This window comes from Armatimonadota bacterium (assembly GCA_031432545.1).
Lineage (GTDB): Bacteria > Sysuimicrobiota > Sysuimicrobiia > Sysuimicrobiales > Sysuimicrobiaceae > Caldifonticola > Caldifonticola tengchongensis.
In genome coordinates, this window is the sequence record JAVKGX010000013.1 from 25,366 (window position 1) to 51,960 (window position 26,595).

At 68.6% G+C, this 26,595-nt stretch carries 20 protein-coding genes and 3 rRNA genes; 3 read left to right on the top strand and 20 right to left on the bottom strand.

Annotated features, from left to right (window positions below; translation table 11 throughout):
- Nucleotides 1–2: 2 nt before the first annotated feature.
- The 5 genes from phnE to QN163_09980 form a co-directional block, all read right to left on the bottom strand.
- Nucleotides 3–1,184 (bottom strand): phosphonate ABC transporter, permease protein PhnE, encoded by a 1,182-nt coding sequence (phnE, locus tag QN163_09960; protein ID MDR5684332.1) that lies wholly within the window; start codon nucleotides 1,182–1,184, stop codon nucleotides 3–5.
- Nucleotides 1,185–1,206: 22 nt separating this feature from the next.
- Nucleotides 1,207–1,977 carry a phosphonate ABC transporter ATP-binding protein gene (phnC, locus tag QN163_09965; GenBank protein ID MDR5684333.1) on the bottom strand — a complete coding sequence of 257 codons (771 nt, stop codon included), beginning with the start codon at nucleotides 1,975–1,977 and terminating at the stop codon, nucleotides 1,207–1,209.
- Between the two features lie 167 nt (nucleotides 1,978–2,144).
- A 5S ribosomal RNA gene (rrf, locus tag QN163_09970) occupies nucleotides 2,145–2,261 on the bottom strand.
- A gap of 167 nt (nucleotides 2,262–2,428) precedes the next feature.
- A 23S ribosomal RNA gene (locus QN163_09975) occupies nucleotides 2,429–5,465 on the bottom strand.
- Between the two features lie 198 nt (nucleotides 5,466–5,663).
- Nucleotides 5,664–7,219 (bottom strand): 16S ribosomal RNA (locus QN163_09980).
- Together the 16S, 23S and 5S rRNA genes form the textbook arrangement of a ribosomal RNA operon.
- 342 nt (nucleotides 7,220–7,561) lie before the next feature.
- Between QN163_09980 and QN163_09985 the strand changes: the two genes are divergently transcribed.
- On the top strand, nucleotides 7,562–8,308 hold the full coding sequence (locus QN163_09985; protein MDR5684334.1) for a DUF92 domain-containing protein: 747 nt from the start codon (nucleotides 7,562–7,564) through the stop codon (nucleotides 8,306–8,308).
- A 10-nt stretch (nucleotides 8,309–8,318) separates the two neighbouring features.
- Here the strand turns inward: QN163_09985 and QN163_09990 are convergent, their stop codons facing one another.
- The 15 genes from QN163_09990 to purD all read right to left on the bottom strand — a co-directional run bounded on the left by QN163_09990 (nucleotide 8,319) and on the right by purD (nucleotide 24,889).
- Nucleotides 8,319–10,367, bottom strand: a complete 2,049-nt coding sequence (locus QN163_09990) for a nitrilase-related carbon-nitrogen hydrolase (GenBank protein ID MDR5684335.1) — start codon at nucleotides 10,365–10,367, stop codon at nucleotides 8,319–8,321.
- The gene (locus QN163_09995) at nucleotides 10,364–10,837 is read right to left on the bottom strand and encodes a PaaI family thioesterase (GenBank protein MDR5684336.1); all 474 of its coding nucleotides are present in this window, start codon (nucleotides 10,835–10,837) and stop codon (nucleotides 10,364–10,366) included. The genes QN163_09990 and QN163_09995 overlap by 4 nt, the downstream gene beginning before the upstream one ends.
- Entirely contained in the window at nucleotides 10,830–11,405 is a 576-nt protein-coding gene (locus tag QN163_10000; protein ID MDR5684337.1) for a phosphoribosyltransferase family protein, read from the bottom strand. The genes QN163_09995 and QN163_10000 overlap by 8 nt, the downstream gene beginning before the upstream one ends.
- A gap of 86 nt (nucleotides 11,406–11,491) precedes the next feature.
- On the bottom strand, nucleotides 11,492–13,018 hold the full coding sequence (gene purH, locus QN163_10005) for a bifunctional phosphoribosylaminoimidazolecarboxamide formyltransferase/IMP cyclohydrolase (GenBank protein MDR5684338.1): 1,527 nt from the start codon (nucleotides 13,016–13,018) through the stop codon (nucleotides 11,492–11,494).
- Nucleotides 13,019–13,045: 27 nt separating this feature from the next.
- Nucleotides 13,046–13,705, bottom strand: coding sequence for a phosphoribosylglycinamide formyltransferase (gene purN / locus QN163_10010; GenBank protein MDR5684339.1), 660 nt, complete (start codon nucleotides 13,703–13,705; stop codon nucleotides 13,046–13,048).
- Nucleotides 13,706–13,709: 4 nt separating this feature from the next.
- A complete protein-coding gene (gene purM / locus QN163_10015; GenBank protein MDR5684340.1) occupies nucleotides 13,710–14,753 on the bottom strand; it encodes a phosphoribosylformylglycinamidine cyclo-ligase in 1,044 nt (347 codons plus the stop codon).
- A 22-nt stretch (nucleotides 14,754–14,775) separates the two neighbouring features.
- Complete coding sequence (gene purF, locus QN163_10020; protein MDR5684341.1) at nucleotides 14,776–16,230, bottom strand: amidophosphoribosyltransferase; 1,455 nt, start codon at nucleotides 16,228–16,230, stop codon at nucleotides 14,776–14,778.
- Nucleotides 16,227–18,491 (bottom strand): phosphoribosylformylglycinamidine synthase subunit PurL, encoded by a 2,265-nt coding sequence (purL, locus tag QN163_10025; GenBank protein ID MDR5684342.1) that lies wholly within the window; start codon nucleotides 18,489–18,491, stop codon nucleotides 16,227–16,229. Before purL ends, purF begins: the two co-directional genes overlap by 4 nt.
- Nucleotides 18,488–19,258, bottom strand: coding sequence for a phosphoribosylformylglycinamidine synthase subunit PurQ (gene purQ / locus QN163_10030; GenBank protein ID MDR5684343.1), 771 nt, complete (start codon nucleotides 19,256–19,258; stop codon nucleotides 18,488–18,490). Before purQ ends, purL begins: the two co-directional genes overlap by 4 nt.
- Nucleotides 19,255–19,536 (bottom strand): phosphoribosylformylglycinamidine synthase subunit PurS, encoded by a 282-nt coding sequence (purS, locus tag QN163_10035; protein ID MDR5684344.1) that lies wholly within the window; start codon nucleotides 19,534–19,536, stop codon nucleotides 19,255–19,257. Before purS ends, purQ begins: the two co-directional genes overlap by 4 nt.
- Nucleotides 19,533–20,450, bottom strand: coding sequence for a phosphoribosylaminoimidazolesuccinocarboxamide synthase (locus tag QN163_10040; protein MDR5684345.1), 918 nt, complete (start codon nucleotides 20,448–20,450; stop codon nucleotides 19,533–19,535). Before QN163_10040 ends, purS begins: the two co-directional genes overlap by 4 nt.
- Complete coding sequence (gene purB, locus QN163_10045) at nucleotides 20,447–21,781, bottom strand: adenylosuccinate lyase (GenBank protein MDR5684346.1); 1,335 nt, start codon at nucleotides 21,779–21,781, stop codon at nucleotides 20,447–20,449. The genes QN163_10040 and purB overlap by 4 nt, the downstream gene beginning before the upstream one ends.
- Complete coding sequence (locus QN163_10050; protein MDR5684347.1) at nucleotides 21,778–23,088, bottom strand: adenylosuccinate synthase; 1,311 nt, start codon at nucleotides 23,086–23,088, stop codon at nucleotides 21,778–21,780. Before QN163_10050 ends, purB begins: the two co-directional genes overlap by 4 nt.
- Nucleotides 23,088–23,588: a 5-(carboxyamino)imidazole ribonucleotide mutase gene (gene purE, locus QN163_10055; protein MDR5684348.1), complete on the bottom strand. Its 501-nt coding sequence runs from the start codon at nucleotides 23,586–23,588 to the stop codon at nucleotides 23,088–23,090. The genes QN163_10050 and purE overlap by 1 nt, the downstream gene beginning before the upstream one ends.
- The gene (gene purD / locus QN163_10060) at nucleotides 23,585–24,889 is read right to left on the bottom strand and encodes a phosphoribosylamine--glycine ligase (protein ID MDR5684349.1); all 1,305 of its coding nucleotides are present in this window, start codon (nucleotides 24,887–24,889) and stop codon (nucleotides 23,585–23,587) included. Before purD ends, purE begins: the two co-directional genes overlap by 4 nt.
- Nucleotides 24,890–24,987: 98 nt before the next feature.
- Here purD and QN163_10065 point away from each other — a divergent pair, with 98 nt between their 5' ends.
- The gene (locus QN163_10065) at nucleotides 24,988–25,803 is read left to right on the top strand and encodes a class I SAM-dependent methyltransferase (GenBank protein MDR5684350.1); all 816 of its coding nucleotides are present in this window, start codon (nucleotides 24,988–24,990) and stop codon (nucleotides 25,801–25,803) included.
- Nucleotides 25,793–26,557, top strand: a complete 765-nt coding sequence (locus QN163_10070; protein MDR5684351.1) for a hypothetical protein — start codon at nucleotides 25,793–25,795, stop codon at nucleotides 26,555–26,557. Before QN163_10065 ends, QN163_10070 begins: the two co-directional genes overlap by 11 nt.
- The last annotated feature ends 38 nt before the right edge of the window (nucleotides 26,558–26,595 follow it).

Consider the following 26,595-nt stretch of genomic DNA (forward strand, 5'->3'; position numbering starts at 1 on the left):
GATCAGATGACCCGTTCGCGCACCTTCGCGCTGAGGTAGTCCATGGCCGCCACGACGATCGTGATCGCCCAGACGGCTGTGGCGGCGCGCGTCCACTGCAGGAGGTTGATGAACTGCGCCAGCAGGAATCCGATCCCCCCGCCGCCTACGAATCCGATGACCGTGGACATGCGGACGTTGATGTCCCAGCGGTAGATGGTGAACGCCACGAACTGCGGCACGATCTGGGGGATGACCGCGTAGCGGATCACCTGCAACCGGGTTGCCCCCGTGGCCTCGACCGCTTCGATCGGTCCGGGGTCGATCGCCTCGATCTGCTCGGAATACAGCTTGCCCAAAGATGCGATCGAGTGCACACCCAGCGCGAGCACCCCCGCGAACGGTCCGATGCCGACCCACACGGCGAATACCGTCGCCAGGATCAACGGCTCGATCGACCGCAGGATGTTCATGATCGTCCGAGTGACGAAGTAGACGCCCCCGCCCACCACGCCGTGGGCCAGGTTCTTCGCACCGAGAAAGCTCAGCGGCACCGCGAAGGCGACGCCCATCGCCGTCCCCATCAGGGCCAAAAACACCGTCTCGATCATCCGCTCGGTGACCAAGCGCAGCGTCTCACTGGGCTGCCAGGTCATCTCAGGCAGGATCACGACCGCGACGATCGACCCGCGCGTCCCCAGCGTGTCGGGGATCTCGATCGCGTGCTCGAATCGACCCGCCCCGTCCGTTCGGAACTCCCCAATCCGCGCCGGTGCCCCGGTCTGATCGCGCCAGATCACCTCGCCCGGACGGTCGGGGGCAAATCCCTCCCCGCGCAGCGTCACCCGCTGACCGATCTGGACCTCCCGTTGGGAGACCTCCAGACGCGGACCGGGCCGGACCGGTTCGTCGGGCGGCGGCCCCTCCAGGGATATCGAGACCGCCACCTCCTGCCGCCGCGGCACGCGCTCTAGGACCTCGGGGTTCAACAGGTCTCGGACGATGGGCCGGATCAGGCCGGCCTTCGTGAACAGCTCGCCGAGGTCGATGCGGGTGACCCGCCAGCCGTACACGAACGCGGCAGCGGTCACCGCCAGCAGGAGGACCGTCCGCCACGATCGCCACCACACCGGCCGCGTCGGTACGGATTGCGGCGGCTTGGCCAACCGGGCTTCGGCTTCGATCTGCGCTTTCTCAAGGCTCATGGGCGCACTCCGCAGAGGGAGTTCATGCGATCTCCACCTCGACTGCGTCTTCGCCGTAGATCTCGCGGAAGCGGCGCTCGTCGATCTCTCCGGGAGATCCTCGGAACACGATACGGCCTTCCTTGAGCGCGATGACGCGGGTGCCGTAGCGGCGTGCGAGGCTGAGGAAGTGCAGACTGCACAGCACCGTGATCCCTTCCTTGCGGTTGAGCTCCTCGACGTATCGCAGCACCGAGTGACTCGTGGCAGGGTCCAGGCTGGCGACCGGCTCGTCGGCCAGGATGATCTTCGGCTCCTGCATCAGCGCGCGCGCGATCCCCACGCGCTGCTGCTGTCCGCCAGACAGCTGGTCGGCGCGCACGTACGCCTTGTCGCGGATCCCCACGCGCTCGAGATTCGCCATCGCCTTCTCGACGAGGTCGCGCGGCCAGTAATTGTACAGAGCCCAGGTCGGGGGGACGTAGCCCAGGCGGCCCGTCAGCACGTTGTGCAGGACCGACAGCCGCTTGACCAGGTTGAACTGCTGGAAGATCATTCCGATTTCCCGGCGCAACCGGCGCACACCCTCCCGGTCCAGGGCGGTGACGTCCACGCCGTCCAGGTAGATCTTGCCGGATGTCGGTTCGATCAGGCGGTTGATGCAGCGCAGCAGCGTCGACTTGCCGGATCCGGAAAGGCCGATGATCACGAGGAACTCGCCGCGCTCGACCTCGAACGACACGTCATCCAGGGCGCGCACTCCGCTTGGGTAGATCTTCGTCAGATGCTCCACGCGCAGCAGCGGACCGCCCATGCGTAGACCTCCCGACACGGCTTTTGCTCCCATGATTCCGCGAAACGCCGCTGGACTCCTTGAAGCTGGAGGTCACCGGAGGGGGTGGACCAGCCGGCGGTTGTGGAGGCACTCGTGGGAAAGCAACAGGCGGGAGAGGGCATCGCCTCTCCCGCCTGTACGTTCACTCCCGGCGGCGACCTACTCTCCCACGCCGTTGCCAGCGCAGTACCATCGGCCCTGGAGGGCTTAACTTCCGTGTTCGGGATGGGAACGGGTGTGGCCCCTCCGGCATTGCCACCGGGAAACGTCCCGACCACCGTGCTTGTTCGGCGCCGAGAGCGAGGAGTCTCAGCGGACGTTGCCTTGTTAGAACCTGCACCCGCCCTCAGCGTCGAAACCGTATCGCGCGGCACGGCCGCGCACCGCATGCGAGAGCCTCAAAAGCTCCTTCCAGCTGCCCCCGAGAGGAAGCATCAAGCCCTCGACCGATTAGTACCGGTAGGCTCCACGCGTTGCCGCGCTTCCACTCCCGGCCTATCGACCAGGTGGTCTACCTGGGGTCTTACCCGGTTTGCCCGGTGGGTGACCTCATCTTGGGGCGTGCTTCGCGCTTAGATGCTTTCAGCGCTTATCACAACCGCACATGACTACCCGGCGCGTGCCCCTGGCGGGACAACCGGTACATCAGAGGTGCGTCCACTCCGGTCCTCTCGTACTAGGAGCAGCCCCCCTCAAGTCACCTACGCCCGCAGTGGATAGGGACCGAACTGTCTCACGACGTTCTGAACCCAGCTCACGTACCTCTTTAATGGGCGAACAGCCCAACCCTTGGGAGGTACTACCCCCCCAGGATGAGATGAGCCGACATCGAGGTGCCAAACAGGGCCGTCGATGTGGACTCTTGGGCCCTATTAGCCTGTTATCCCCGGGGTAGCTTTTATCCGTTAAGCCACGGCGCTTCCACTTGCCGCCGTAGGATCACTAGACCCGACTTTCGTCCCTGCTCGACTTGTAGGTCTCGCAGTCAAGCCCCCTTATACTCTTGCGCTCGCCGCACGGTTTCCAACCGTGCTGAGGGGACCTTTGGGCGCCTCCGTTACCGTTTGGGAGGCGACCGCCCCAGTCAAACTGCCCACCTGACACTGTCTCGAAACCCGATCCAGGGCCCCGGTTAGGACGTAGTTCCAACGAGGGTGGTATTCCAAGGACGGCTCCACCGAGGCTGGCGCCCCGGCTTCTCAGCCTCCCACCTATCCTATACACGCTAAAACCACATCCAATATCAGGCTGCAGTAAAGCTCCACGGGGTCTTTCCGTCCAGCTGCGGGAAACCCGTATCTTCACGGGTGGTACACCTTCGCCGAGTCTCTCCTCGAGACAGCGCCCAAGTCGTTACGCCATTCGTGCAGGTCGGAACTTACCCGACAAGGAATTTCGCTACCTTAGGACGGTTATAGTTACCGCCGCCGTTCACCGGGGCTTCGGTTCAGGGCTTCGCACGGCCCGGAGGCCGCACTGACCCCTCCCCTTTACCTTCCGGCACTGGGCAGGCGTCAGCCCCTATACATCGCCTTACGGCTTAGCAGAGACCTGTGTTTTTGTTAAACAGTCGCTTGGGCCTATTGTCTGCGACCCCCTCGGGCTCCCGCTGTGCGCGGTCACCCTACCGGGGCACCCCTTATCCCGAAGTTACGGGGTCATTTTGCAGAGTTCCTTGAGGAGAGTTCTCTCGCGCCCCTTGGCACCTTGAGTGCCTGCCTACCTGTGTCGGTTTGCGGTACGGGCGCTTGGGGGTCTGGCCGCGAAGCTTTTCTCGGCAGCGTGGGATCACTCACTTCGCGAACGTTTCAAGTTCGCTCGCACTCCCGTCTCGGCCTTGCTGAGGTCCCGGGTTTGCCTGGGGCCTCGGCCTACGCGGTTGGCCCGGCACGACCGATCGCCGGTAGAGCTACCCTTCTGCGTCCCTCCGCGGCTCGTAGCGAGCCCCAAGCGGGGCCGGAATGTCGACCGGCTGTGCATCGGCTACGCCTTTCGGCCTCACCTTAGCTCCCGCCTAACCTTACGAGGACGAACCTTCCGTAAGAAACCTCAGGCTTACGGGGGGCGGGATTCTCACCCGCCTTTTCGCTACTCATGCCTGCATTCTCACTTCTGCCTCGTCCAGCGGTCCTCGCGGTCCGCCTTCACCCTACTGCAGAACGCTCCCCTACCGCCCCGCAGGAGACGACACTCCTGCGAGACCCGTGGCTTCGGTGCCCAGCTTGAGCCCCGTTATATCTTCGGCGCAGCACCACTCGACCAGTGAGCTGTTACGCACTCTTTCAAGGATGGCTGCTTCTAAGCCAACCTCCTGGCTGTCTGAGCAATGCCACTTCCTTCTCCACTTAGCTGGGACTTCGGGACCTTAGCCGACGGTCTGGGTTGTTCCCCTCTCGACGACGAAGCTTATCCCCCGCCGTCTCACTCCCGGCAAGCACGGCACGGCATTCGGAGTTTGATTGGGTTCGGTACGGCTTCTGCCGCCCTAGCCCATTCAGTGCTCTACCACCGCGACGCTCGATACCGGGGCTGCACCTCAATGCATTTCGGGGAGAACCAGCTATCTCCGGGTTCGATTGGCATATCACCCCTACCCACAGCTCATCCCCCGTTTTTTCAACAACGGTGGGTTCGGGCCTCCACGCGGGTTTAGCCGCGTTTCACCCTGGCCATGGGTAGCTCACCCGGTTTCGGGTCTGCCGCGTGCGACTCGGTCGCCCTGTTCGGACTCGGTTTCCCTACGCCTCCGGCTCTTCACCTTAAGCTCGCCACACGCGACAACTCACAGGCTCATTCTTCAATAGGCACGCCGTCAGGCTCTTCCGCCCGGAGGCGGCATAGCCCTCCGACTGCTTGTGGGCACACGGTTTCAGGTTCTGTTTCACTCCCCTCCCGGGGTTCTTTTCACCTTTCCCTCACGGTACTCGTTCGCTATCGGTCGCCAGGAGTATTTAGCCTTGGAGAGTGGTCTCCCCGGCTTCCCACGGGGTTCCTCGTGTCCCGTGGTACTCAGGGATGCGACCCAGGGAGTCCTCCCCCTTTCGACTACGGGGCTGTCACCCTCTTCGGCTCGCCGTTCCAGGGCGATTCGTCTAGAGAGAGGATTGGTAACTCCCCGACCGGTCCGCAGCCCGGTCCGATCGCACCCTACAACCCCGCGCCGGCAACGCCTGCAGGCTATGGCACCGGCGCGGTTTGGGCTGTTCCCCTTTCGCTCGCCACTACTCAGGGAATCTCGGTGATTTCTTTTCCTCCGGGTACTGAGATGTTTCAGTTCCCCGACTTACCTCCTCGCCCCCTATGGATTCAGGGGCGGGTGACGGGGCATGACCCCCGCCGGGTTTCCCCATTCGGACACGTCCGGATCGAAGCTTGCTAGGCAGCTCCCCGGACCTTTCGCCGCCGGCAGCGTCCTTCATCGGCTCCTGACGCCAAGGCATCCACCGTGCGCCCTTTGTAGCTTGATGGGTTTCCCCTCAGGAGCAGCTGGAAAGAGCTTGTGTGGCTTGGCTCTCGCTATGCGGTTGTCAAGGTTCACGTTCCCCCAGCAGCCGCAGAGGAGGCGGCAGTGCCTCCGCCTCCTCCACGACGGCCTTGGAAACTGAATAGTGGCAGGAACGTCCGACCCCACAAGGAGGCCGGTGCGGTTGGTCGGTTCTCCCTAGAAAGGAGGTGATCCAGCCGCACGTTCCCGTACGGCTACCTTGTTACGACTTCGTCCCAGTCACCGACCCCACCTTCGACGGCTCCCTCCTTGCGGTTGGGCCACCGGCTTCGGGTGGAGCCGGCTTCCATGACGTGACGGGCGGTGTGTACAAGACCCGGGAACGTATTCACCGCCGTGTGGCTGACCGGCGGTTACTAGCGATTCCAGCTTCATGCAGGCGGGTTGCAGCCTGCAATCCGAACTGGGACCGGGTTTTTGGGATTGGCTCACCCTCGCGGGCTCGCAGCCCATTGTCCCGGCCATTGTAGCATGTTTGTCGCCCAGGGCATAAGGGGCATGATGACTTGACGTCATCCCCACCTTCCTCCGGCTCGTCGCCGGCAGTCTCTCTAGAGTGCCCAGCCGAACTGGTGGCAACTAGAGACGGGGGTTGCGCTCGTTGCGGGACTTAACCCAACACCTCACGGCACGAGCTGACGACAGCCATGCACCACCTGTGCCGGCCCCCGATTTTACGGGTCCCTTCCCTTTCGGGTCGGTACTTCCGGCATGTCAAGCCCTGGTAAGGTTCTTCGCTTTGCATCGAATTAAACAACATGCTCCACCGCTTGTGCGGGTCCCCGTCAATTCCTTTGAGTTTTAGCCTTGCGGCCGTAGTCCCCAGGCGGCTCACTTAATGCGTTAGCTTCGGCACCGAGGGAGTGACCCCCCAACACCTAGTGAGCATCGTTTACGGCTAGGACTACCGGGGTATCTAATCCCGTTCGCTCCCCTAGCTTTCGCGTCTCAGCGTCAGGGACAGCCCAGGTGGCCGTCTTCACCACTGGCGTTCCTCCCGATATCTACGCATTTCACCGCTACACCGGGAATTCCACCACCCTCTGCTGCCCTCAAGCCCGCCAGTTTGGCGCGACCTCCCACGGTTGAGCCGTGGGCTTTCACACGCCACTTAACGAGCCACCTACACGCGCTTTACGCCCAGTAAATCCGGACAACGCTCGCCCCCTACGTCTTACCGCGGCTGCTGGCACGTAGTTAGCCGGGGCTTCCTCTGGAGGTACCGTCACCCACCCGCCAGGGCGGGCTTCGTCCCTCCTGACAGGGGTTTACAACCCGAAGGCCTTCATCCCCCACGCGGCGTCGCTGGTTCAGGCTTTCGCCCATTGACCAAGATTCCCAACTGCTGCCTCCCGTAGGAGTCTGGGCCGTGTCTCAGTCCCAGTGTGGCTGACCACCCTCTCAGGCCAGCTACCCGTCGCAGCCTTGGTGGGCCGTTACCCCGCCAACAAGCTGATAGGCCGCGGGCCCATCCCGAAGCGGAACCTTGCGGAACCCTTTCCTTCGCCAGGGGATGCCCCCTGGCGAGGGTATCGGGTATTAGCCCCGGTTTCCCGAGGTTATCCCCGTCTTCGGGGCAGGTTGCCCACGTGTTACTCACCCGTTCGCCGCTAGAGTTGGACCCGGGAGCAAGCTCCCGAACAACCCTCGCTCGACTTGCATGTTTGAGGCACGCCGCCAGCGTTCGTCCTGAGCCAGGATCAAACTCTCCGTTGGCACACCGTAGATGTGGCTCGAACCTTACCGCTCGTTCCTGCCACTATTCGGTTTTCAAGGTCCGCCGGATCGCCGGCTACGTCCCGCCGGCAAAAACTTATCTTACCACCGACCCCGCTTTCCGTCAACCGAAGGCCACACCGCGGCTTTGGGCCGAAGCCCGCACCAGATGGGCATTTGCGCTGCGTCGGTTGTCGGCGTGATGGGGTTTTCAAACTGCTCTGCGCGCTGCACCGCAAGCGCGGCCGTCCACGCAGCCAAACGCTATCCTACCATGGGACCGGGGCCTGTCAAGCGCCTGCGGGGTCATCTGCGCGACGGCGCTGGGCTCCGGAGGTGGGTGTGGGCACCGCCTGGGTCGCCGCGTTCGTTCTCGCCGCCGCCTTCTCCCTCGCCGCGCGGCGCGCCGGTGCGCTGTCCGCAAGCGGGGCGGCAGCGGCCGCGGCGGTGGGGACCCTCGTCGCAGCCTCCGGTCGGGTGTCGTGGGCGGCGGTGCTCTTGTTCTTCTTCCTGTCGGCTTCTGCGCTGACCGCTCTGCCCGGAGGTCGGAGCCGGGATGCAGGCGGCCGCAACGCCCGGCAGGTGGTGGCCAACGGTGGAGTGGCCGCCGTCGCTGCGGTGCTCCACCTAGCTGGCGTCCCCTGGGCGGCAGGGGCGTTCTGCGGTGCGCTGGGGGCGGCGTGCGCCGACACGTGGGCGACGGAGGTCGGCGTGCGGTACGGCGGGCCGCCACGCCGCCTCTTCGGCGGGAGCGCGTCTGTGGGCGACTCCGGGGCGGTGAGCGCTGTGGGAACGGCCGCGGGCGTCGCCGGTGCGGTGGCGGTCGGTTTCCTGGCGGCCGCGTTCGAGATGGCCCCGCTCGGTGCGGTCGCCCTGGCGGGAGTGTCCGGGATGCTCGCAGACAGCGCGCTGGGCGCGACGGCTCAGGCGACCTTTCGCTGTCCGAGCTGCGCCGCGCAGGGAGAGGCTCGGCGGTGCGGGTGCGGGCAGCAGCGCGTCGCGTGCGCCGGAATCCGGTGGGTGGACAACGACGCGGTGAACCTAGCGGCCACGTCGTGCGGCGGGCTGGTGGCGGTCCTCCTGTCTTGACCCGTGTGGGTCACCGATCCGCGGCCGCATACCTGTGGGGATTGCGCCGTGCCCACTCCCGGTACAGCCCCGGAAAGACCCGGGCGTACAGGTCCGGGCGCAGCAGTTCGGCAGGCGGCGCGCGGCGGCGCAGGCGTCGGAGCGCGTCGAGGTCGAGGGCACCGACCACGACCTCCTCCCGGTCGTGGGTCACGGCCTCCGCGACCACACCGGATCCGTCGGGCGTGCACTCCAACGGGGCGAACAGCGCCGACCGTCCGGTCAACGGCATCCCGAAGACCCGGCCGACCAGGCAGGCGTGGACGGTGTAGACCCAGCTCTCCTGAGTTCGGGGCCAGGGGCCGCGCCGCGCCTTCCAGGGATTGTACGGCTGGGGGTCGGCGGTGGGCACGCACACGATCTCCGCGCCCTGCAGCGCCAGGATCCGGTAGGTCTCGAAGTAGGTGGCATCCATGCAGATGGGCAACGCCATGTTGCCGATCCGTGTCGTGTGAACGACCAGTTCGGCGCCCCTGGCCAGGCCCCAATCCTGTTCCATCGCGAGCAGGTGGCACTTGCGGTGCCGGCCGATCTCCCGTCCGTCGGGGCCGAACAAGAACGCGGTGTTGAACACTCGGCCTTCGCGCGGCACAAGCGCGCTCCCGGCCACGACGTGCGCGCGCGTCAGACGTGCGACCTCGGAGAACGCGGCAGTTACGACCCGCTCCACGTACGGGCCGACCAGAGTCAGCACGTCCGCGGCCCGGGCGTCCGCACCGGCCATCTCGCGTACGGTCTCGTCCAGGGTTTGCGATGTGGCCGCCTCTGCCATCCCCGGGAGCATCCCGAGCAACGCGGAGCCGGCATCCTCCGGGAAGACGATCAACTGGGCCTCCTGTTCTGCAGCGCGCCGCACGAGGTGTGCAATGTGGACGACGAACGCCTCGGGACCGCACAGGGCGAGTTCCATCTGGATGGCCGCAACGCGCACCGTGCCCCCGTCGTGCTCGCGCACCCTCGGCAGCCGTTGACGCCGTACGAGGGAGCGGATGCGTTCGGGTCGCGACGACCGCCATAGCATGGCGCGCAAGAGTTCGCGGCGCAACCGTCCGATCCACGGACCCCTCGGGCGGTGCGCAGGGCCCGGACGCGGCTCAACAACGGACGGCGGCGGCGCCGGTGCATGCGGCGTGCGCGACGCCGCCGGGCCGAAATACACGGCCGGCAGGTAGCGTTCGTACAGCGGCAGGTTGAACTGGGCGAAGATGTCGAACCGCGCGATCGCCTCAGACAGCCGCTGACAGTCCAGCTCCGCCGTCACGAGCTCGACGCCCGGATCGGCCCGGGCCCACCAGCCGCTCTCGTCGGGTGTGCCCTCGCAAGGCGCGCACACCGCCGGCCGGGAGACGTACGTCACCCCCAGCAGGGTGCCGTGCAACCCGCACTCGACGCCGAACGTCTGGTTCTGCTGCACCTGCTGCCACAGACCCCGAACCTGGTGCGCCGGGGGATAGGGCGCGGGTACGGCCACCGGCGCGAGCACCACCGCCGCGCCGCGCAGTGCGAGGATGCGGAAGGCTTCGGGGACCCACAGGTCGGTGTGGACGAGGACCCCCAGGTTGCCCAGCGGTGTCGGAAAGACCCGCAGGTCGTCGTCTCCGACCAGGCCGAGCGCGCGTTCCTGGTGCGTCAGGTGGGTCTGGGCCTGCTCGCCCACCACCTCGCCCCGCGGCCCGATGAGCCACGCCTCGTGCCGAAGTCCGACGGGCGACGAGACGAGCACCGTCCCGGCCAGCAGGTGGCAGCGGCAGCGCCGTGCGAGGCCGCACAGCGCAAGACGCAGCTTCCCCGGGAGGTCAGGTTGAGCCCGGGCCGCTGCGCGGACGGCCTGCCAGGTGCGGACGCCCGTGGCCGCGGCCAGCGCCGCAGTACCGACGTGCGCGGGCAGGACGACCAGGTCTGCGCGCTCCGCCGCCCCGCGCACGGCGCGGGCCACCCACTCGTACCAGTGCTCAAGCCCATCGAGATCGCCCACCACCGGTGACGCCAAGCCGACGCGCACACGGATCGGCCGGCTCATCCCACCGGCGACCGCATCGTGTCGGGGAGGAGGACGGCGACGACTTCGCCACGCGCGGTCGGCGTGCTGTCCGCCGACACCGTCACCTCCACGGTGACCTTGCGCTGGGCAACGTCCTTGGCGCGGCCGCGAATCCGCAGCGGTACGCCCAGAGGCGTCGGCCGCAGGTAGTCGACGCGCAGCGAAGCGGTGACGAACCGCGGCGCGCGTCCGCCGGCGGCGCGTTCGTAGGCGTGGGCGGCGGTGGCCATCGCGTGGCAATCGATCAGGGAAGCAATGAGGCCACCGTAGACGAACCCCGGCACGGCCACGTGGTGCGCGCCCGGCACGAATGTGGCCACGACCTCCTCGCCCTCTGCGTAGCTCTTGAGCCCGAGGCCGTGCTCGTTCAGGCGGCCACAGCCGTAGCAGTGGCTGAACTCGTCCGGATAGCGATCCTGGATGGCCGGCCGATCGCGTGCCTCAGACATCGGGAAGCACAGCCTTGAAGATCGGTAGGATCCCCATGTGGTGCACGTCCGGGCGGTCGTCTCCTTCCAGCAGCAGGGCGGCCCGCGTGGTCACCTCGCCCCCGGCCATCCGGACCAGCTCCTCCATGGCCTGCAGCGTCTCGCCGGTGCTGACGACGTCGTCGACGATGCCCACCCGCCGGCCTCGCACTTTCATCGCGTCGCGACCGTCCATGTACAGCTCCTGTTCGGTCTTCGCGGTGATGGGCTTGTAGCGGACCACCAGCGGCGAGAGCATGAACGGCCGGATCTCCTTCCGACACACCACGTACGGTCGCAGGCCCAGGTACGTGGCGATGGCATGCGTCAGGGGAATCCCCTTCGTCTCGGTGGTCACAAACATCTCGCACCCGTCGAGTCGCTGTGCAAGGGCCCGCGCTGCCCGGTCGATGACCTCGGTGTCGCCCAGGCTGAAGTAGTAAGCGATCCAGGTGTCGGGGGACACCTGGATGAGCGGCAGGCTCCGCACTGTGCCGGCGATCTCCAGCTCGTAGGTCAGCTGGCCGGTGAACGGCAGGACATGTCCCATCGAACACCTCAGTACAATGGCGTTGGCCGGGCGGCGTCCACCCAACCAGATGTACACCGACTTGGCCGGGAAGGCAACGACGGCCTTTAGTGTCGGAAGTGGCGCACCCCCGTGAGGACCATCGCGCACCCTGCCCGCTCGGCGGCGGCGATCACCTCCGCGTCGCGCACCGATCCGCCGGGCTGCACGATCCCCACCACCCCGGAGCGCACCGCCTCCTCCACCCCGTCGGGGAACGGAAAGAAGCCATCCGAGGCGAGCACGGCGCCGCGCGCCCGTTCACCCGCCTTTGCCGTCGCCAAGCGGACACTGTCGACGCGGCTCATCTGCCCCGCACCCACGCCGACCACCTCGCGCCCCCGTGCGAGCACGATCGCGTTGGACTTGGTGTGCTTGCACACTGCCCAGGCAAAGTGCAGATCCTCCCACTCCGAGGACGTCGGGTGGCGTGACGTCACGACCCGCAGCGCGGCCGGGTCTAGCAGCCGGGCGTCGGGTTCCTGGACGAGGACGCCCCCTCCGACGCTGCGGATCTGCAGGCCCGCAGACGAAGACAGCTCGCCGACGGCGAGCAGCCTCAGGTTCTTCTTCGCACGAAGCACCTCCAACGCCTCGGCCTCGAAGGCCGGCGCCACGACGACCTCCAAGAACACCTCTCGCATGGCCTGCGCGGTGGCGGCGTCGACAGGACGGTTGCAGGCGACCACCCCGCCGAACGCCGACACCGGGTCGCCCCGCAGGGCTCCCTTGAACGCCTCTACGAGGCTGGCAGCGACGGCGCACCCGCAGGGGTTGGTGTGTTTGACGACGACGCAGGCGGGTTCGCCGAACTCGCTCACCGCGCCCAGCGCGGCGTCGGCGTCGAGGATGTTGTTGTAAGACAATGGCTTGCCGCTTAGCTGGTCGGCGGTCGCGAGCCCGCCGCGTTCGTGGGGATCGCGATAGAATGCCGCCGCCTGGTGGGGGTTTTCGCCATACCACAAATCCGCGACCTTCGTCCAGCCCACGACCAGCGCGGGCGGAAACGGCCCCAGATCCAGCCGATCCGCCAACGCCCGCGCGATGGCTGTGTCGTAGAGCGCGGTGCGCGAGAACGCTTCCGCGGCGAGGCGGTAGCGGGTCTGCTGGCTCGTCGTGCCGTGGGCTCGGATCTCGGCGAGCACCGTCGGGTACTGCGATGGGTCGGTGACCACGGTGACCCGCTCGCAGTTCTTCGCCGCGGCCCGGATCATCGCGGGCCCGCCGACGTCGATTTGCTCGACCATCTCCTCCCACGGAACGCCCCGGCGCGCCGCACCCTCGAAGTCGTACAGATTGACCGCCACCAGGTCGATCGTCTCGATGCCGTGCGCGGCGAGCTGGCTCAGGTGGCCGTCGGTCGGCCTGGCCAGGATGCCGGCGTGGATGGCGGGATGGAGCGTCTTGACCCGGCCTTCGAGGATCTCAGGGAAGTTCGTGACGTCACAGACCTGCCTGACGGGGAGCCCGGCGTGGCGGAGCGCAGCCGCGGTCCCGCCCGTGGATACGATCTCGAACTCCACATCGACCAACCCTTGGGCGAACTCCACCAGACCGGTCTTGTCGGTGACGCTGATCAGCGCGCGTCTGCTCAAGGCAAAACCCTCCGCTGCGTGACGATTTCAGGTGGTCGCCGCGCGCACTCGCCGCGCGACGATCCGAATCGCCTCCGGGTAGATCCGGTGCTCCTGGGCGGCCACGCGCCGGGCGAGGCTGGCCGCGGTGTCGTCCGGCAGCACCGGAACCGTCGCCTGGAGGATTACGGGACCGGCATCGACGTCGGCGGTGACGAAGTGAACGGTGCAGCCGCTGTGGGTGACACCGGATGCGAGCACCGCGCGGTGCACACGCTCGCCGTACATCCCCTTTCCCCCGAAAGTTGGCAGCAAAGCAGGGTGGATGTTCAGGATGCGGCCGCAGAACCGCTCGACGAACACCGGCGACAGGATGCGCAGGAAGCCCGCCAGGCAGACGACTTCGACCGCGTGCCGCTCCAGGATCTCGGTGATTCGCTCCTCGAACGACGCCCGATCCGAGAAAGCCTCCCGTGGGACGACGTACGCGCCGACGCCTGCGCGGCGCGCCCTCGTCAACGCGTAGGCACCCGGACGGTCGGAGACGACGACGACCACCTCCGCCGGAAAGTCCGGGTCGGTCGAGGCGTCCAGGATCGCCTGCAGGTTGGTCCCGTTGCCGGAAACCAGCACGCCCAGGCGAACGCGACCTTCGGGCTCTTCGGGACGGCGGTCCTGCGTGAAAGGTTCGGGGGCGGTACGGTCCACCGCGTCACCCCGCGTCGTACGGGTGGAAGATCTCGACGCCTCGGACGCCTCTTCTCACCTCGCCGATGGGAAACGGCCGCTCGCCGTGGGCGGCGAAGAATTCCGCGACGGTGTCCGCGTCCGCCGGTCGCACCACCACCACGAGCCCGACGCCCATGTTGAACGTGCGGAACATCTCGTCCCTACCGACCGGGCCTGCTCGTGCGATCAACCCGAACAGCGGTGGCACGTCCCACGAAGCACAAACGTGCGCCCGACACCCCTTTGGCAGAATCCGGAAGAGGTTGCCTGGGATGCCGCCTCCCGTGATGTGGGCGGCGCCGGTCAGCGCGCCGCTGAACTCCGCCAAGGCCGCCAGCAGTGCCGGCGCGTAGCAGCGGTGCGGGCGCATCAGCGCTTCGCCCCGCGTCGCGCCCAGCGTCGGCTCGAAGGTGCGCGCATCGCCCTCCTCGCGCAGCAACGCCGCGCGGGCGAGAGTGTACCCGTTCGTGTGCGCCCCGTCAGATGCCAGCCCGATGAGCACGTCGTCGGGGCGGATCGCCCGCCCGTCGAGGATCCGGTCCCGCTCCACGACCCCCACCGCCGTCCCGACGACGTCGTAGGCCCCGGGTTCGTACACTCCGGGCATCTGGGCGGTCTCGCCCCCGACCAGCGCGGCGCCGTAGCGACGGCAAGCATCCGTCATGCCGGCCATCAAGGCCTCGAAGACCTCCGGGAGAAGGTGCGACGCCGCTACGTAGTCGAGGAAAAGCAGCGGCGCGGCGCCCGCGACGGCGAGATCGTTCAGGCAGTGGCTGACGACGTCGTGCCCGATCGTGGCGTGGTCTCCTGTAAGCGTCGCCACTCGCGTCTTGGTCCCCACGCCGTCGATGGAAGCCACCAGCACCGGATCGCGCGCGCTGGGCATCCGGACGAAGCCGCCGAAGTGGCCGATGTCCCCGACGACGTAAGGCGTGAAGGTGGCGCGGATTCGGGAGAGGACCCGCCGGAGGAGTTCCGACTTCTCCTCCGGGTCCACACCGGTCTGTCGGTAGGTCAGTTCCTGCATGAGATGGCACCGGCCCTTGCGATCACCCCGGTTCGGCGGCGGCTGGCTGCTCCAGCGCGGCTCGACCGGCTTCCGCCTCCAGCGGAACGCGGGTGGGGTAGTGGCCGTCCAGGCACGCCATGCACAGCCTGTCGTCGGGCAGGGCCAGCGCGGCCACCAGGCCCCGCTGGCTCAGGTAACCTAGGGAGTCGGCGCCGATCTCGTCCCGGATCGCGTCGACCGAAAGCCGCGAGGCGATGAGCTGCCGGCGGCTGCTCGTGTCCACCCCGTAAAAGCAGGGCCAACGGATGGGCGGCGAGGAGATCCGGACGTGCACCTCACGGGCGCCCGCTTCCCTCAGCGTCCGCACGATCTTCCCGCTGGTCGTCCCCCGCACGATGCTGTCGTCCACCAGGACGACCCGGCGCCCGCGCACCCGCTCCCGAACGGGGTTCAGCTTGACGCGCACGCCCTGGTCCCGCTGGCGTGGGTCGGGGTCGATGAACGTCCGGCCGACGTAACGGTTCTTCACCAGACCCAGCTCAAACGGCAGGCCAGCCCCCTCCGCGTAGCCCAGCGCCGCCGACGTCCCAGAGTCGGGCACGGGGATCACGACGTCGGCTTCGGCGGGATGTTCGCGTGCGAGGATCCGGCCCATCCGAAGCCGGGTCTCGTGCACGTTGCGCCCGGCGATCACCGTGTCCGGCCGGGCGAAGTAGATGTACTCGAACACGCAATGGGCGACCCGGTCCGCAGGCAGGACGGCCTCCGCCCAGAGGTCTTCCCCGGACGCTGCCACCAGTTCGCCGGGCTCGATCTCGCGCACGAAGCTGGCACCGATGTGGTCGAACGCGCACGTCTCCGACGCGATCGCCCAGCCGCCCTCCATCCGCCCCAGGACCAGTGGTCGGATCGCCCGCGCGTCGCGAAATCCGAACAGCACACCGCCGCCGAGCATCACCACCGTGTAGGCACCCTCCAACCGCCGCATCGCGTACCGGATCGCGTCCCGCAACGTCTCCTCAGGCGCCGTGGCGATGGACTGCGCGAGCACCTCGGTGTCGCTGGTGGCAAAGAAGGGCACGCCCCGCGCTTCAAGATCCGCGCGCAGGGCAGCCGCGTTGGTGAGGTTGCCGTTGTGTGCGACGGCGATCGCGCCCCACCGTGACGGCACGACGATCGGCTGCGCGTTGGCGAGGACGGCGGATCCCATCGTGGAGTAACGGACGTGGCCCACCCCGAACGACCCGGGCATCGCCCCGAGGCGGGCTTCGTCGAAGACCTGCGCCACCAGCCCCATCCCCTTGTGGACGTGCATCCCGCCGGCATCGCAAGTGGCGATGCCGGCGCTTTCCTGCCCGCGGTGCTGCAACGCCAGCAGCCCGAGGTGGACGTAGGGGGCGGCCTGCCGTCCCGGCACGCTGATGCCGAAGACGCCGCACTCCTCGCGGGGCTTGTCGACACCCCCGATGTTCGCCACGCGGCAGAAGGAGGTCACGACGACGGCTCCCAGGCAGCTCGGAGGTCACCCACCGTCAGGTCCACGACTGCACCCGGCGCCTCGATGCGCAGACGGTCTCCGCCCGTCCACCCGATCGAACGGATCGGCACGCCGTGGGCGGCGCAACACTCGCAGAACGCCTTGTACCGGTCGGGCGCCACCGACACCAGCACGCGCGACGGGCCCTCCGAGAACAGGACGTCGTCCGCCCGGCGGCCCTCGTCGGCCAGCGCACACACCGCACCCACGCCACCGTGCATGCACGCCTCGGCCAGCGCCACGGCGAGCCCGCCGTCGCTGACGTCGTGCGCGGAACGGAGCAGACCGGCCTGTGCGCAGTCGACGAGGAGGTTCACCAGCCGCGCGTGCAGTTCCAGATCCGGCCGCTGCGGGGCGCCGGCCAGTCGTCCGTGCACGACGCGCAGGTACTCGCTCGCGCCCAGACAGACCGCGTGCGAGCCGACCAGGACGATCCAGTCGCCAGGAGCCTGAAACCCCGTCGGCACGGCCTTCGCGACGTCTGCCAGCACGCCCAAGACGGCCACGATCGGCGTCGGGTGGATCGGCTTTTCGCCGGACTCGTTGTACAGGCTGACGTTGCCGCTCACCACCGGCAGGCCGAGCGCACCGCAGGCGTCGGCGATCCCGCGCACCACGCCGTGCATCTCCCACGCTACCTCCGGCCGGCGCGGGCTGCCGAAGTTCAGACCGTCGGTGACGGCGACCGGTCGCGCGCCCGCGCATGCAACGTTGAGAGCGGCCTCGCAGACCGCACGCGCACCACCGGCCCAGGGGTCCAGATGGGCTACCCTGCCGCACCCGTCGACGCTGATCCCAACCCCCAGGGGCGGCGCTTCCTTGATGCGCAGCACGGCGGCGTCCGACCCCGGACCCACCACCGTGTTGATCTGGACCATGTGGTCGTACTGCGTGTACACGGTACGCTTCGAGGCGATGCCCGGCGAGCGCAGCAGCGCCGTCAGCGCCTCGCCTGGATCCGAAGGCGGCAGCGCGTCCAGATCGGCCTCCCGCAGCCGCCGGCGCACTTGGGGCTCGCGCTCCGGCACCGCGTAGGTCGGTGCGTCGGCCAGCGCGGTCGGAGGGATTTCGGCGACGAGCTCGTCGCGGTCGTACACGCGCAGCACCGGTTCGGCGCTCACCTCGCCGATCGTCTCGGCAACGAGCCCCCACCGCCGGTAGATGGCGGCCACCTCTTCCGAGCGGCTGCGTTGGACCACCAGGAGCATGCGCTCCTGAGACTCCGAGAGCATCACCTCCTCGGGGGTCATCCCGGCCTCACGGCGCGGGACGCGATCCACCCAAATCGTCATCCCCACCGCGCCGCGCGCGGCCATCTCCGCGGCGGCGCAGGTCAGGCCTGCGGCGCCCATGTCCTGCAGTGCGACCACGGCGCCGGTCTCCAGCGCTTCGAGGGTCGCCTCGATCAGCAGCTTGCCGGCGAACGGATCGCCGATCTGCACCGCCGCGCGGTCGTCTTGCGCTGCCTGCGCGCCGAGTTCGTCCGATGCGAAGGCCGCGCCCCCGATCCCGTCTCGCCCGGTGCGCGCGCCGACGTACACCACGGCGTTGCCGGGTCCTGCCGCGGCCGATCGCTGCAGCCGGTGCGTGGGCAGCACCCCCACGCACGCAACGTTGACGAGCGGGTTTTCCGTGTAGGCGGGGTCGCAGTGGGTCTCCCCGCCCACCGTCGGAACGCCGATCGCGTTGCCGTAGTGCGCGATCCCGGCCACCACACCGTCGCGCAGCCTGCGGGTGCGCACGTCGTCGAGCGGTCCGAAACGCAGCGAATCCAGCAGCGCCACCGGTCGCGCCCCCATGGCGAGGACGTCTCGGACGATGCCGCCCACACCGGTCGCCGCACCGTGGAACGGGTCCACGGCGCTGGGGTGGTTGTGGCTCTCGATCTTCAGCGCCACGGCGATCCCCGGCGCGATCTCGACCACGCCGGCGTTTCCCCCTGGGCCCTGGAGGACGCGAGGCCCACCCCACGCTCCGGTCGGGGATCCCCCTCCCTGAGGCCCGGGCCCCTGCGGTGCGGCGACAATCCCGAACAGACGCAGGTAGGGCCGCGAGTGCTTGTAGCCGCAGTGCTCCGACCACATCGCTCCGAACATCCACAGTTCCAGCCGGTTGGGGTGACGGCCCAGCCTGCGGACGACCTCCTCGTACTCCGCATCCGACAGCGCCGCGGCGGCGATCGCCTCCTGCGCCCGGTGGCCGGCAAGCACGCGGCTCATCGAGCCTTCTCCCGCCGCGTCCCCGATGCAGCCACCGCGGGCCGAGGAGCACAATCCCCGGAGGCCGTCAGCCACCGCACCATGCTCTCGAAGACCGCGCGGCCGTCTTCGGATCCTAAGACGGCCTCCGTGCACCGCTCGGGGTGCGGCATCAGACCGAGCACGTTCCCTGCGGCGCTGCAGACGCCGGCGATGTTGTGCAGCGCGCCATTCGGGTTGGCGGCCTCCGAGGCGCGCCCGTTTGCATCGACGTAGCGGAAGACGACGCCGCGCCGCGCCTCAAGCGCGGTGAGCGTTAGGGGGTCGGCGAAGTAGTTGCCCTCGCCGTGGGCGATCGGCATCCGGACAACCTGGCCCTCTCCATAATTTAGCGTGAACGGGGTGTCGGATCGCTCCACGCGCACATGCACCCACTCACACCGAAAGGTCGCGGTATGGTTGGGCAGCATCGCACCCGGCAACAATCCCGCTTCCAGCAAAATCTGAAAGCCGTTGCAGATCCCCAGCACCAGGCCGCCGCCCGCGGCGAACGCCCGGACCGCGGACACGATCGGGCTCACCGACGCGATCGCACCGGCCCGGAGGTAGTCGCCGTACGAGAACCCCCCGGGGAGGACGACGGCGTCGAAGTCGGACAGGTCCGTCTCCTCGTGCCAGACACTGCGCACCGGGATCTTTACGACGTCGCGCAGCACGTACTCGCAGTCGCGGTCGCAGTTCGAACCCGGGAACGTGATCACCGCGAACGTCGGTCGTCCGAAGTTCATCCCTTCGTCTCCGCCCGCTGCGGCACGGACCCATCGTGCATCGGGGCGCGAACCGGCACGATCTCGTACTCCTCGGTCAGCGGGTTGGCGAGGAAGCGTTCGCACGCCCGCTCAATCGAACGTTGCCATCCGTCTGTGGGCAGCGTGACGTCGATCGCTCTCCCCACCCGGACCTCGCCGACCTCGAACCCCAGCGTCCGCAACCCGGACGCCACGGCCTGCCCCTGGGCGTCCAGCACGCCGGGCTTGACGAAGATCGTGACCCGAACCGTGATCACGGCCGCCCGCCTTCCCCCAGCGACCGTCCGGTGATGCGCCGGTAGGCCTCCAGGTATCGGTCACGTGTCGCCGTGACCACCTCCGCGGGCAGGGCGGGCGCTGGGGGCTCCTTGTTCCATCCGATCCGCTCCAGGTAGTCGCGGACGAACTGCTTGTCGAACGACGCCATTGAGCCGTCGGCCTCGTAGGCCGCGCGGTCCCAGTACCGCGAGGAGTCCGGAGTGCCGGCTTCGTCGATCAGGACGATCTCGTCGCCGACCCAGCCGAACTCGAACTTCGTATCGGCGCAGATCAGGCCGCGCGCGAACGCCCAGGTGGCGATGAACCGGTACAGCGCGAGGCTCAGGTCGCGAAGCCGCGATGCGACCTCCGCGCCCAGCGAGGCGACCATCGCCGCGAAGGGGACGTTCTCGTCGTGGCCCCGGTCGTTCTTCGTGGCCGGGGTGAAGATCGGCTCGGGCAGGCGGGCGCCCTCGACCAGGCCGGGGGGCAGCGCCACGCCGCACACCGCGCCCGAACGCCGGTAGTCCTTCCAACCCGATCCGGCCAAATAGCCCCGGACCACGCACTCGAAGTCGATCCGCCGTGCCCTGCGCACCAGCATGGCCCGCCCGTCCATCGCCCCGAGGGCGACAGCGCCATCCCCCACGATGCGGGCGATCTCTCCGGGGTCGGCGGTGAGCATGTGGTTGGGGACGATGGGCCGCGTGCGCTCGAACCAGAACGCCGACAGCTGCGTGAGCACCCTCCCGCGGTCGGGGATGGGGGTCGGCAGCACGACGTCGAACGCGCTGAGGCGGTCGGTCGCGGCGATCAGCAGGCGGTCGCCTAGATCGTAGATGTCCCGGACCTTGCCGCGGGCGAACAGGGGCATCGGGCGGTCGGCGGCCTCCGTGCGGGGCTGGCTGTTCATGGCGTTGCTTCCTCCTTCTTCGGGATGCCGATGCGCTCCAAGATCCGATCGACGTGCGCCAGGTAGGGGGCCGGATCCAAGCAGGCCGCCAGGTCCGTCTGGTGGATCGCCCCGCGCACTTGCGGGTCGTCTTGCAGCCGCCGCAACAGCGCGTCCGGCGGGCGGTGGGGCTGCTGCCAGACGTCCAGGGCGGCCGACTGCACGGCGCGGTAGGCGTCCTCCCGGGACATGCCGTGTTCGATGAGCGCCAGCAGGACGCGGTGCGAGTACACCAAGCCCCCCGAGCCTTCCAGGTTCGCACGCATGCGATCCGGGTAGACGTTGAGGTGGGCCAGCACGAAACGCATCTTGCGCAGCATGTAGTGCAACAGGGCGGTGCTGCCGGGCAGCGTGATCCGCTCGTTGGAGGAGTGGCTGATGTCGCGTTCCCCCCACAGCGCCTGGTTCTCCAGCGCCGCCAACGCGTTGGCCCGCAACATCCGCGCCAGTCCGACGATCCGCTCGCAGACGACGGGGTTGCGCTTGTGTGGCATCGCCGAAGACCCGGTCTGGCCCGCTGCGAAGGGTTCTTCGACCTCGAGAATCTCGGTGCGCTGCAGCGAACGGATCTCTGTCGCGATCTTCTCCAGAGTGCCGCCCACCACGGCGATCGCGCAGAGGTAGTCGGCATGCCGATCCCGCTGCAGGATCTGCGAGGAGACCGGCGCCGGGACCAGACCCAGCCGTTCGCAGACGTACGCCTCAGCCCACGGGGGCAGGTGGGCGTAGTTGCCGACCTCGCCGGAGATCTTGCCGACGCGGACCGTCTCGCGCGCTCGCTGCAGACGATCGCGGTTGCGCTGCATCTCCGCGACCCACACCGCCACTTTCAGACCGAAGGTGGTGGGCTCGGCCTGCACGCCGTGGGTGCGCCCGGCCATCAGCGTGTAGCGGTGCCGGTCGGCGAGTGCGGTCAGCACCCGGATCGTCTCTTCGACTTCGGCCAGCAGCAGGTCGGCGGCGCGCACGAGCAACACCGCCGTGGCCGTGTCAACCACGTCGGATGAACCCAACCCCATGTGCAGGTAGCGGGCGTCTTCGCCCAGCGTCTCGCCCACCACCCGCAGGAACGCGACGACGTCGTGGTGCGTCTCCGTCCGTTCGACTTCGTGGATGCGCTCGACGTCCGGCACGTAGGCGCGCTCGCGGATCCGGCGTGCGGCGTCGGCGGGGATCATGCCGTGCTGCGCCTGCACCTCGGCGGCGAGTTTTTCAATCTCCAGCCACAGATCAAACTTCGAACCGTCGGACCACAGCTCGGCCATCTCCGAGGTCGTGTAACGGGCGATCACAGCACACCCCCCGGCGTGTGGATCGCCTGCTCGCGCCGCGGCCCGGTTCCGATCATCGTCACCGGCGCGCCGCACAGCTCCTGCACCCGCTCGACGAAGCGGCGCGCGCCCTCGGGCAGATCGCGGTACCGGGTGACGCCCGCGATCGACCGGCGCCAGCCGGGCATCTCGTCGTAGACGGGCCGCACCCGCCGCAACACGGGCGTCGTCGGCATGGTCGTCAAGGATCGTCCGCCGTCGTCGTACGCCACGCAGATGCGCACCGGATCGAACGCGCTCAGCACGTCGAGCTTCATCAGGGCGAGCTCGGTGCAGCCGTTCAGGCGCGACGCAAAACTGGCGGCCACCCCGTCGAACCACCCGCAGCGCCGCGGCCTCCCGGTGGTCGCGCCGTACTCCTCGCCGATCTGGCGCATGCGCGCACCGATCTCACCGGTCTCCTCCGTGGGCATCGGGCCCGCTCCGACCGCGGTCGTGTAGGCCTTGACGACGCCGACGATGCGCGTGATGCGGTGGGGAGGGATCCCCGTACCAGAACACGCTCCGCCGGCCAGCGTCGTCGACGACGTGACGTAGGGGTAAACCCCCCAGTCGACGTCGCGCATCGCGCCGAGGTGTCCTTCCAAGAGTACGTCCTCCCCGGCGGCCAGGGCTTCGGAGACAACCTGCAGGCCGTCGGCGACGTACGGGCGCAGCGCGTCGGCCCACCGCCGGCACCGTTCCCGCAGGCTGCCCAGCTCCAGCGGCGGCCCACCGTACAGTGCACCCAGCAGCGGACCGCGCCGCCGGACGACGGTTTCGAGTTGCTCTTCGAGGAACTCCCTGTCGAAGAGGTCGCCCACCCGTATGCCCACGCGCGCGACCTTGTCGGTGTACGACGGCCAGATCCCCTGGCGCGTGGTCCCGTGTGCGGCCTCACCCCTGGCCCGTTCTTCCAGTTCGTCGATCGCGACGTGATGGGGAAAGGTGAGGTGCGCACGATCCGACACCAGCAGCGTGCCGCGCAGCAGACCGCGTCGCTCCAGGTCGGCCACCTCACCGAGCAGGACGTCCGGGTTGACCACGCACCCGGGGCCGATCAGGTTGCGACATCCGGGGTTGAAGATCCCCGATGGGATCAGGTGCAGCCGGAACGTGCCCCACTCGTTGACGATCGTGTGGCCGGCGTTGGCGCCGCCGTTGAAGCGCACGACCAGCCGCGCCTGCTGGGCGAGGGCATCGATGACCTTGCCCTTGCCCTCGTCGCCCCAGTGGAGGCCGACCACCGCGGTGACCGCCCCCTGCGCCGGTCGGGGTCCACCTGGCATCACAGCGCTTCCGTCACTCGGCGCGCCTTGTCTTCGACCGCCCTCGCCATCGCGGCCTTGTGCTCCTGCAGGCGCGAGGCCAGGGCGGGGTCGGACAGCGCCAGCACCTGCGCGGCGAACCATCCGGCGTTCTGTGCACCCCACCCGCCGATCGCCATCGTCCCCACCGGGACCCCCGGGGGCATCTGGGCGGTCGACAGCAGCGCGTCCAGTCCGCCCAGGGTCGGACCTGCGAGCGGGACGCCCACGACAGGCAGGGTGGTGTGGGCGGCCATCACACCGGCCAGGTGCGCGGCCCCGCCTGCCGCGGCGACGATGACCCGCAGTCCTCGGGCGGCGGCGGTGCGCGCGTACTCCGCGGCGCGTTCGGGCGAGCGGTGCGCAGAGGCGACCGTGATCTCAAACGGCACGTCCAGACGTTGCAGCACCGCGGCGGTCTCCCGCATGACCGGAAGATCGGAGTCGCTGCCCATCACGATGCCCACGACCGGTCGACTCATCGCGCACGCTCCCACGCGGGCACGCCGACCGTCGAGGGTCGGGCGCTCACCCCGATGTCCTGGCGGCAGTGCATTCCGTCGAAGTGGATCAGGACCATCGCACGGTACGCGGCCTCACGGGCGGCCGCCAGGTCGTCGCCTAGCCCCACGACGTCGACGACCCGTCCGCCCGCGGTGACGATCCGGTCGTCGCGGCAGGCCGTCGCTGCGTGGAAGACGAGCACGTCGGGCAGCGCGCGGGCTTCGGCCAGTCCGTGGATGGGGCGGCCACAGACCGGCTCGTCCGGATACCCCTCGGAGGCCGCGACCACGCAGACGGCGGATCGGCCCGACCAGGAAGGCCGCTGCGCGTCCAGACGCCCTTCGCACGACGCCCACAACGCCTCGAACAGGTCGGTTTCGAGCAGGGGTAGCAGCGCCTGCGCTTCCGGATCGCCCCACCGCGCGTTGAACTCCAACACCTTGGGGCCGTCGGCGGTCAACATCAACCCGGCATACAGCACGCCGCGGAACGGGCAGCCCTCGGCCACCAGCGCCCCCGCAGCCGGCTCCAGCACTTCCCGGACGATGCGCCGGTGGAGGTCCGGACTCACATCCGGCACCGGCGTCATCGCGCCCATGCCGCCGGTGTTGGGCCCACAGTCGCCGTCCAACAGCCTCTTGTGGTCGCGCGCCGGCGGCATCGGCAGGACGCACTCGCCGTCCACGAACGCCAGCGCCGACAGCTCTTGGCCTTCGAGGAACTCCTCGATCACCACGCGGCGCCCCGCGTCACCGAAACGCCGCTCGACCATGATGGCCCGCACCGCTGCACCGGCCTCCTCGGCCGTGGCGCAGACCACCGCGCCCTTTCCCGCAGCCAGGCCGTCAGCCTTCACGACACATGGAGCGTTGCGCCGGCGGATCCACGCGAGCGCTTCCTCCGGGCGGTCGAACGACCGGAACTCGGCTTGCGGGATACGGTGGCGCGCGAGGAGTTGCTTGGCGAAAACCTTGGATGACTCGATGCGGGCTGCAGCGCGCGTGGGGCCGAACGCGCGCAGCCCGGCCCCCTCGAGGGCGTCCACCACACCGGCTGCCAGCGGTCCTTCCGGCCCGATCACCGTGAGATCGGCGCGGACCGACCGCGCGGCCGCCACGACGGCGACGACGTCGGCGACGTCGACCGGCACCGTCGTCGCGACGTCGGCGATGCCGGCGTTGCCCGGCGCGCAGAAGACCTCCGAGACGTGCGGACTGCGGCGCAGCGCCCACGCGATCGCGTGCTCGCGCCCGCCGGACCCGACGATCAGGACTCGCAACGCCCTCCCCGGAAGAGATCGTGATTTCCGAACAATCTTCTCAGAGCCCGCGATACTGAGTTGACTTTACCCGCTCAGTAGGAGTAGGGTCAAACGCTATGGCCACGATCGTCCATGTTATACGTACAAAAGACGGGGACGCGCTTGTCGGGGTGATGTGGGCGCAGGACCCAGGCTGGGAAGGACGGAAAGACGGAGTCGTGGGTTCGAAGGCCGAGTTCGCGCGGGACCTCTTTGACGGTGCTGCTCGGGGCTATGATCGCCTGGCGGCCTGGTTGAGCTACGGCCAGTACCGACGTTGGCACATGTTCCTTACATCGCGCCTGCCGGTGGGCCGCAACGCCCTGGTGCTCGACGTCGCGACGGGGACCTGCGCCGTCGCCATCGATCTGGCGGAGCGCTACGGATGCCGCGTCGTGGGAGTGGACCTCGCAGCCCGGATGCTCGAGTCCGGACGCCGCCGCGTGGCGCGCGCCGGACTGTCCGACCGCATCCGGCTGGTCCGCGCCACCGCAGAGCGGCTGCCGTTTCGGTCGGCGGCGTTCGACGCGCTCACCGTCACCTACCTGCTGCGGTACGTCGACAGCCCCGCCGACGTCGTCGCGGAGATGGGACGCGTCGTCAGGCCCGGCGGGTGGATGGCCTCGCTGGAGTTCGACTTGCCAAGGGGCATGTGGTACGCGCTGTGGAAGGCGCACACACGCATCGTCCTGCCCCTGGCGGGCCGGGTGGTCTCGCCCGGATGGCGCGCGATCGGCGAGTTCCTGGGGCCGAGCATCGAGACGTTCGCGCGGCGCCATCCGCCCCACCAGGTGGCGTCGTGGTGGGAAGCCGCCGGATTCCGCGACATCCGCTGGCGGCGCCTCAGCCTCGGCGGCGCGATCGTGCTGTGGGGACAGAAGCGTGACGGCTGACTCGACCGGCGGGGGAGAGGCTCGGGGCGAGGGGCTTCCCGCCTTCTACGCCCTCACGCGGGGAGGGTGGCGCGACTACGTCACGTTGCTGCACCTGCCGTACACGCTGTGGCACCTCGGCTACGTCGCGCTCGGAGCTGCCGTCTCGTCGGCGTTCTACTGCGACCGAACGCTGAAGGCGCTGGCAGCGTTCGCCCTGGCTCTGGGGGTTGCCGCCCACGCGCTCGACGAGTATCGGGGCCGACCCCTGCGCAGCGCGATTCCGGACTCCGTCCTGCTCGCGATGGCCGCCGTCTCGCTGACGGGCGCCGCAGCCCTGGGGATCCACGGCGCGCTGACGATCTCACCGACGATCCTGCCGTGGGTGGCGGTGGGTGTGTTTTTGGTCGTGGCCTACAACCTGGAACTGTTCGGCGGCCGCTTCCACACCGATGCCTGGTTCGCGCTGGCCTGGGGTACCTTCCCGGCCCTCGTCGGACACTGGGCGAACGCCCTGCGCCTGGAGCCCGCAGGACTCGCCGTCGCGGCCGCGGCGTACTTCCTCAGCCGCGCGCAGAGGACCCTGAGCCTGCGCGCCCGCCAACTCCGCCGCCAGGCGCGCAGTGTCGAGGGCACGGTGGAGCGCCACGACGGGACCAGCGAACCGATCACCGTGGAGTATCTGCGCTCCCCTGTCGAGCAGGCCCTGCGTGCGCTCTCCTACGCCGTCCCCCTACTCGCCGCCGGTGCGCTGCTGGCGCTGGCCTCCCTTTGACCGAACGCCAGGGGCCTGCCGTCGCCCTTGATGCCTTA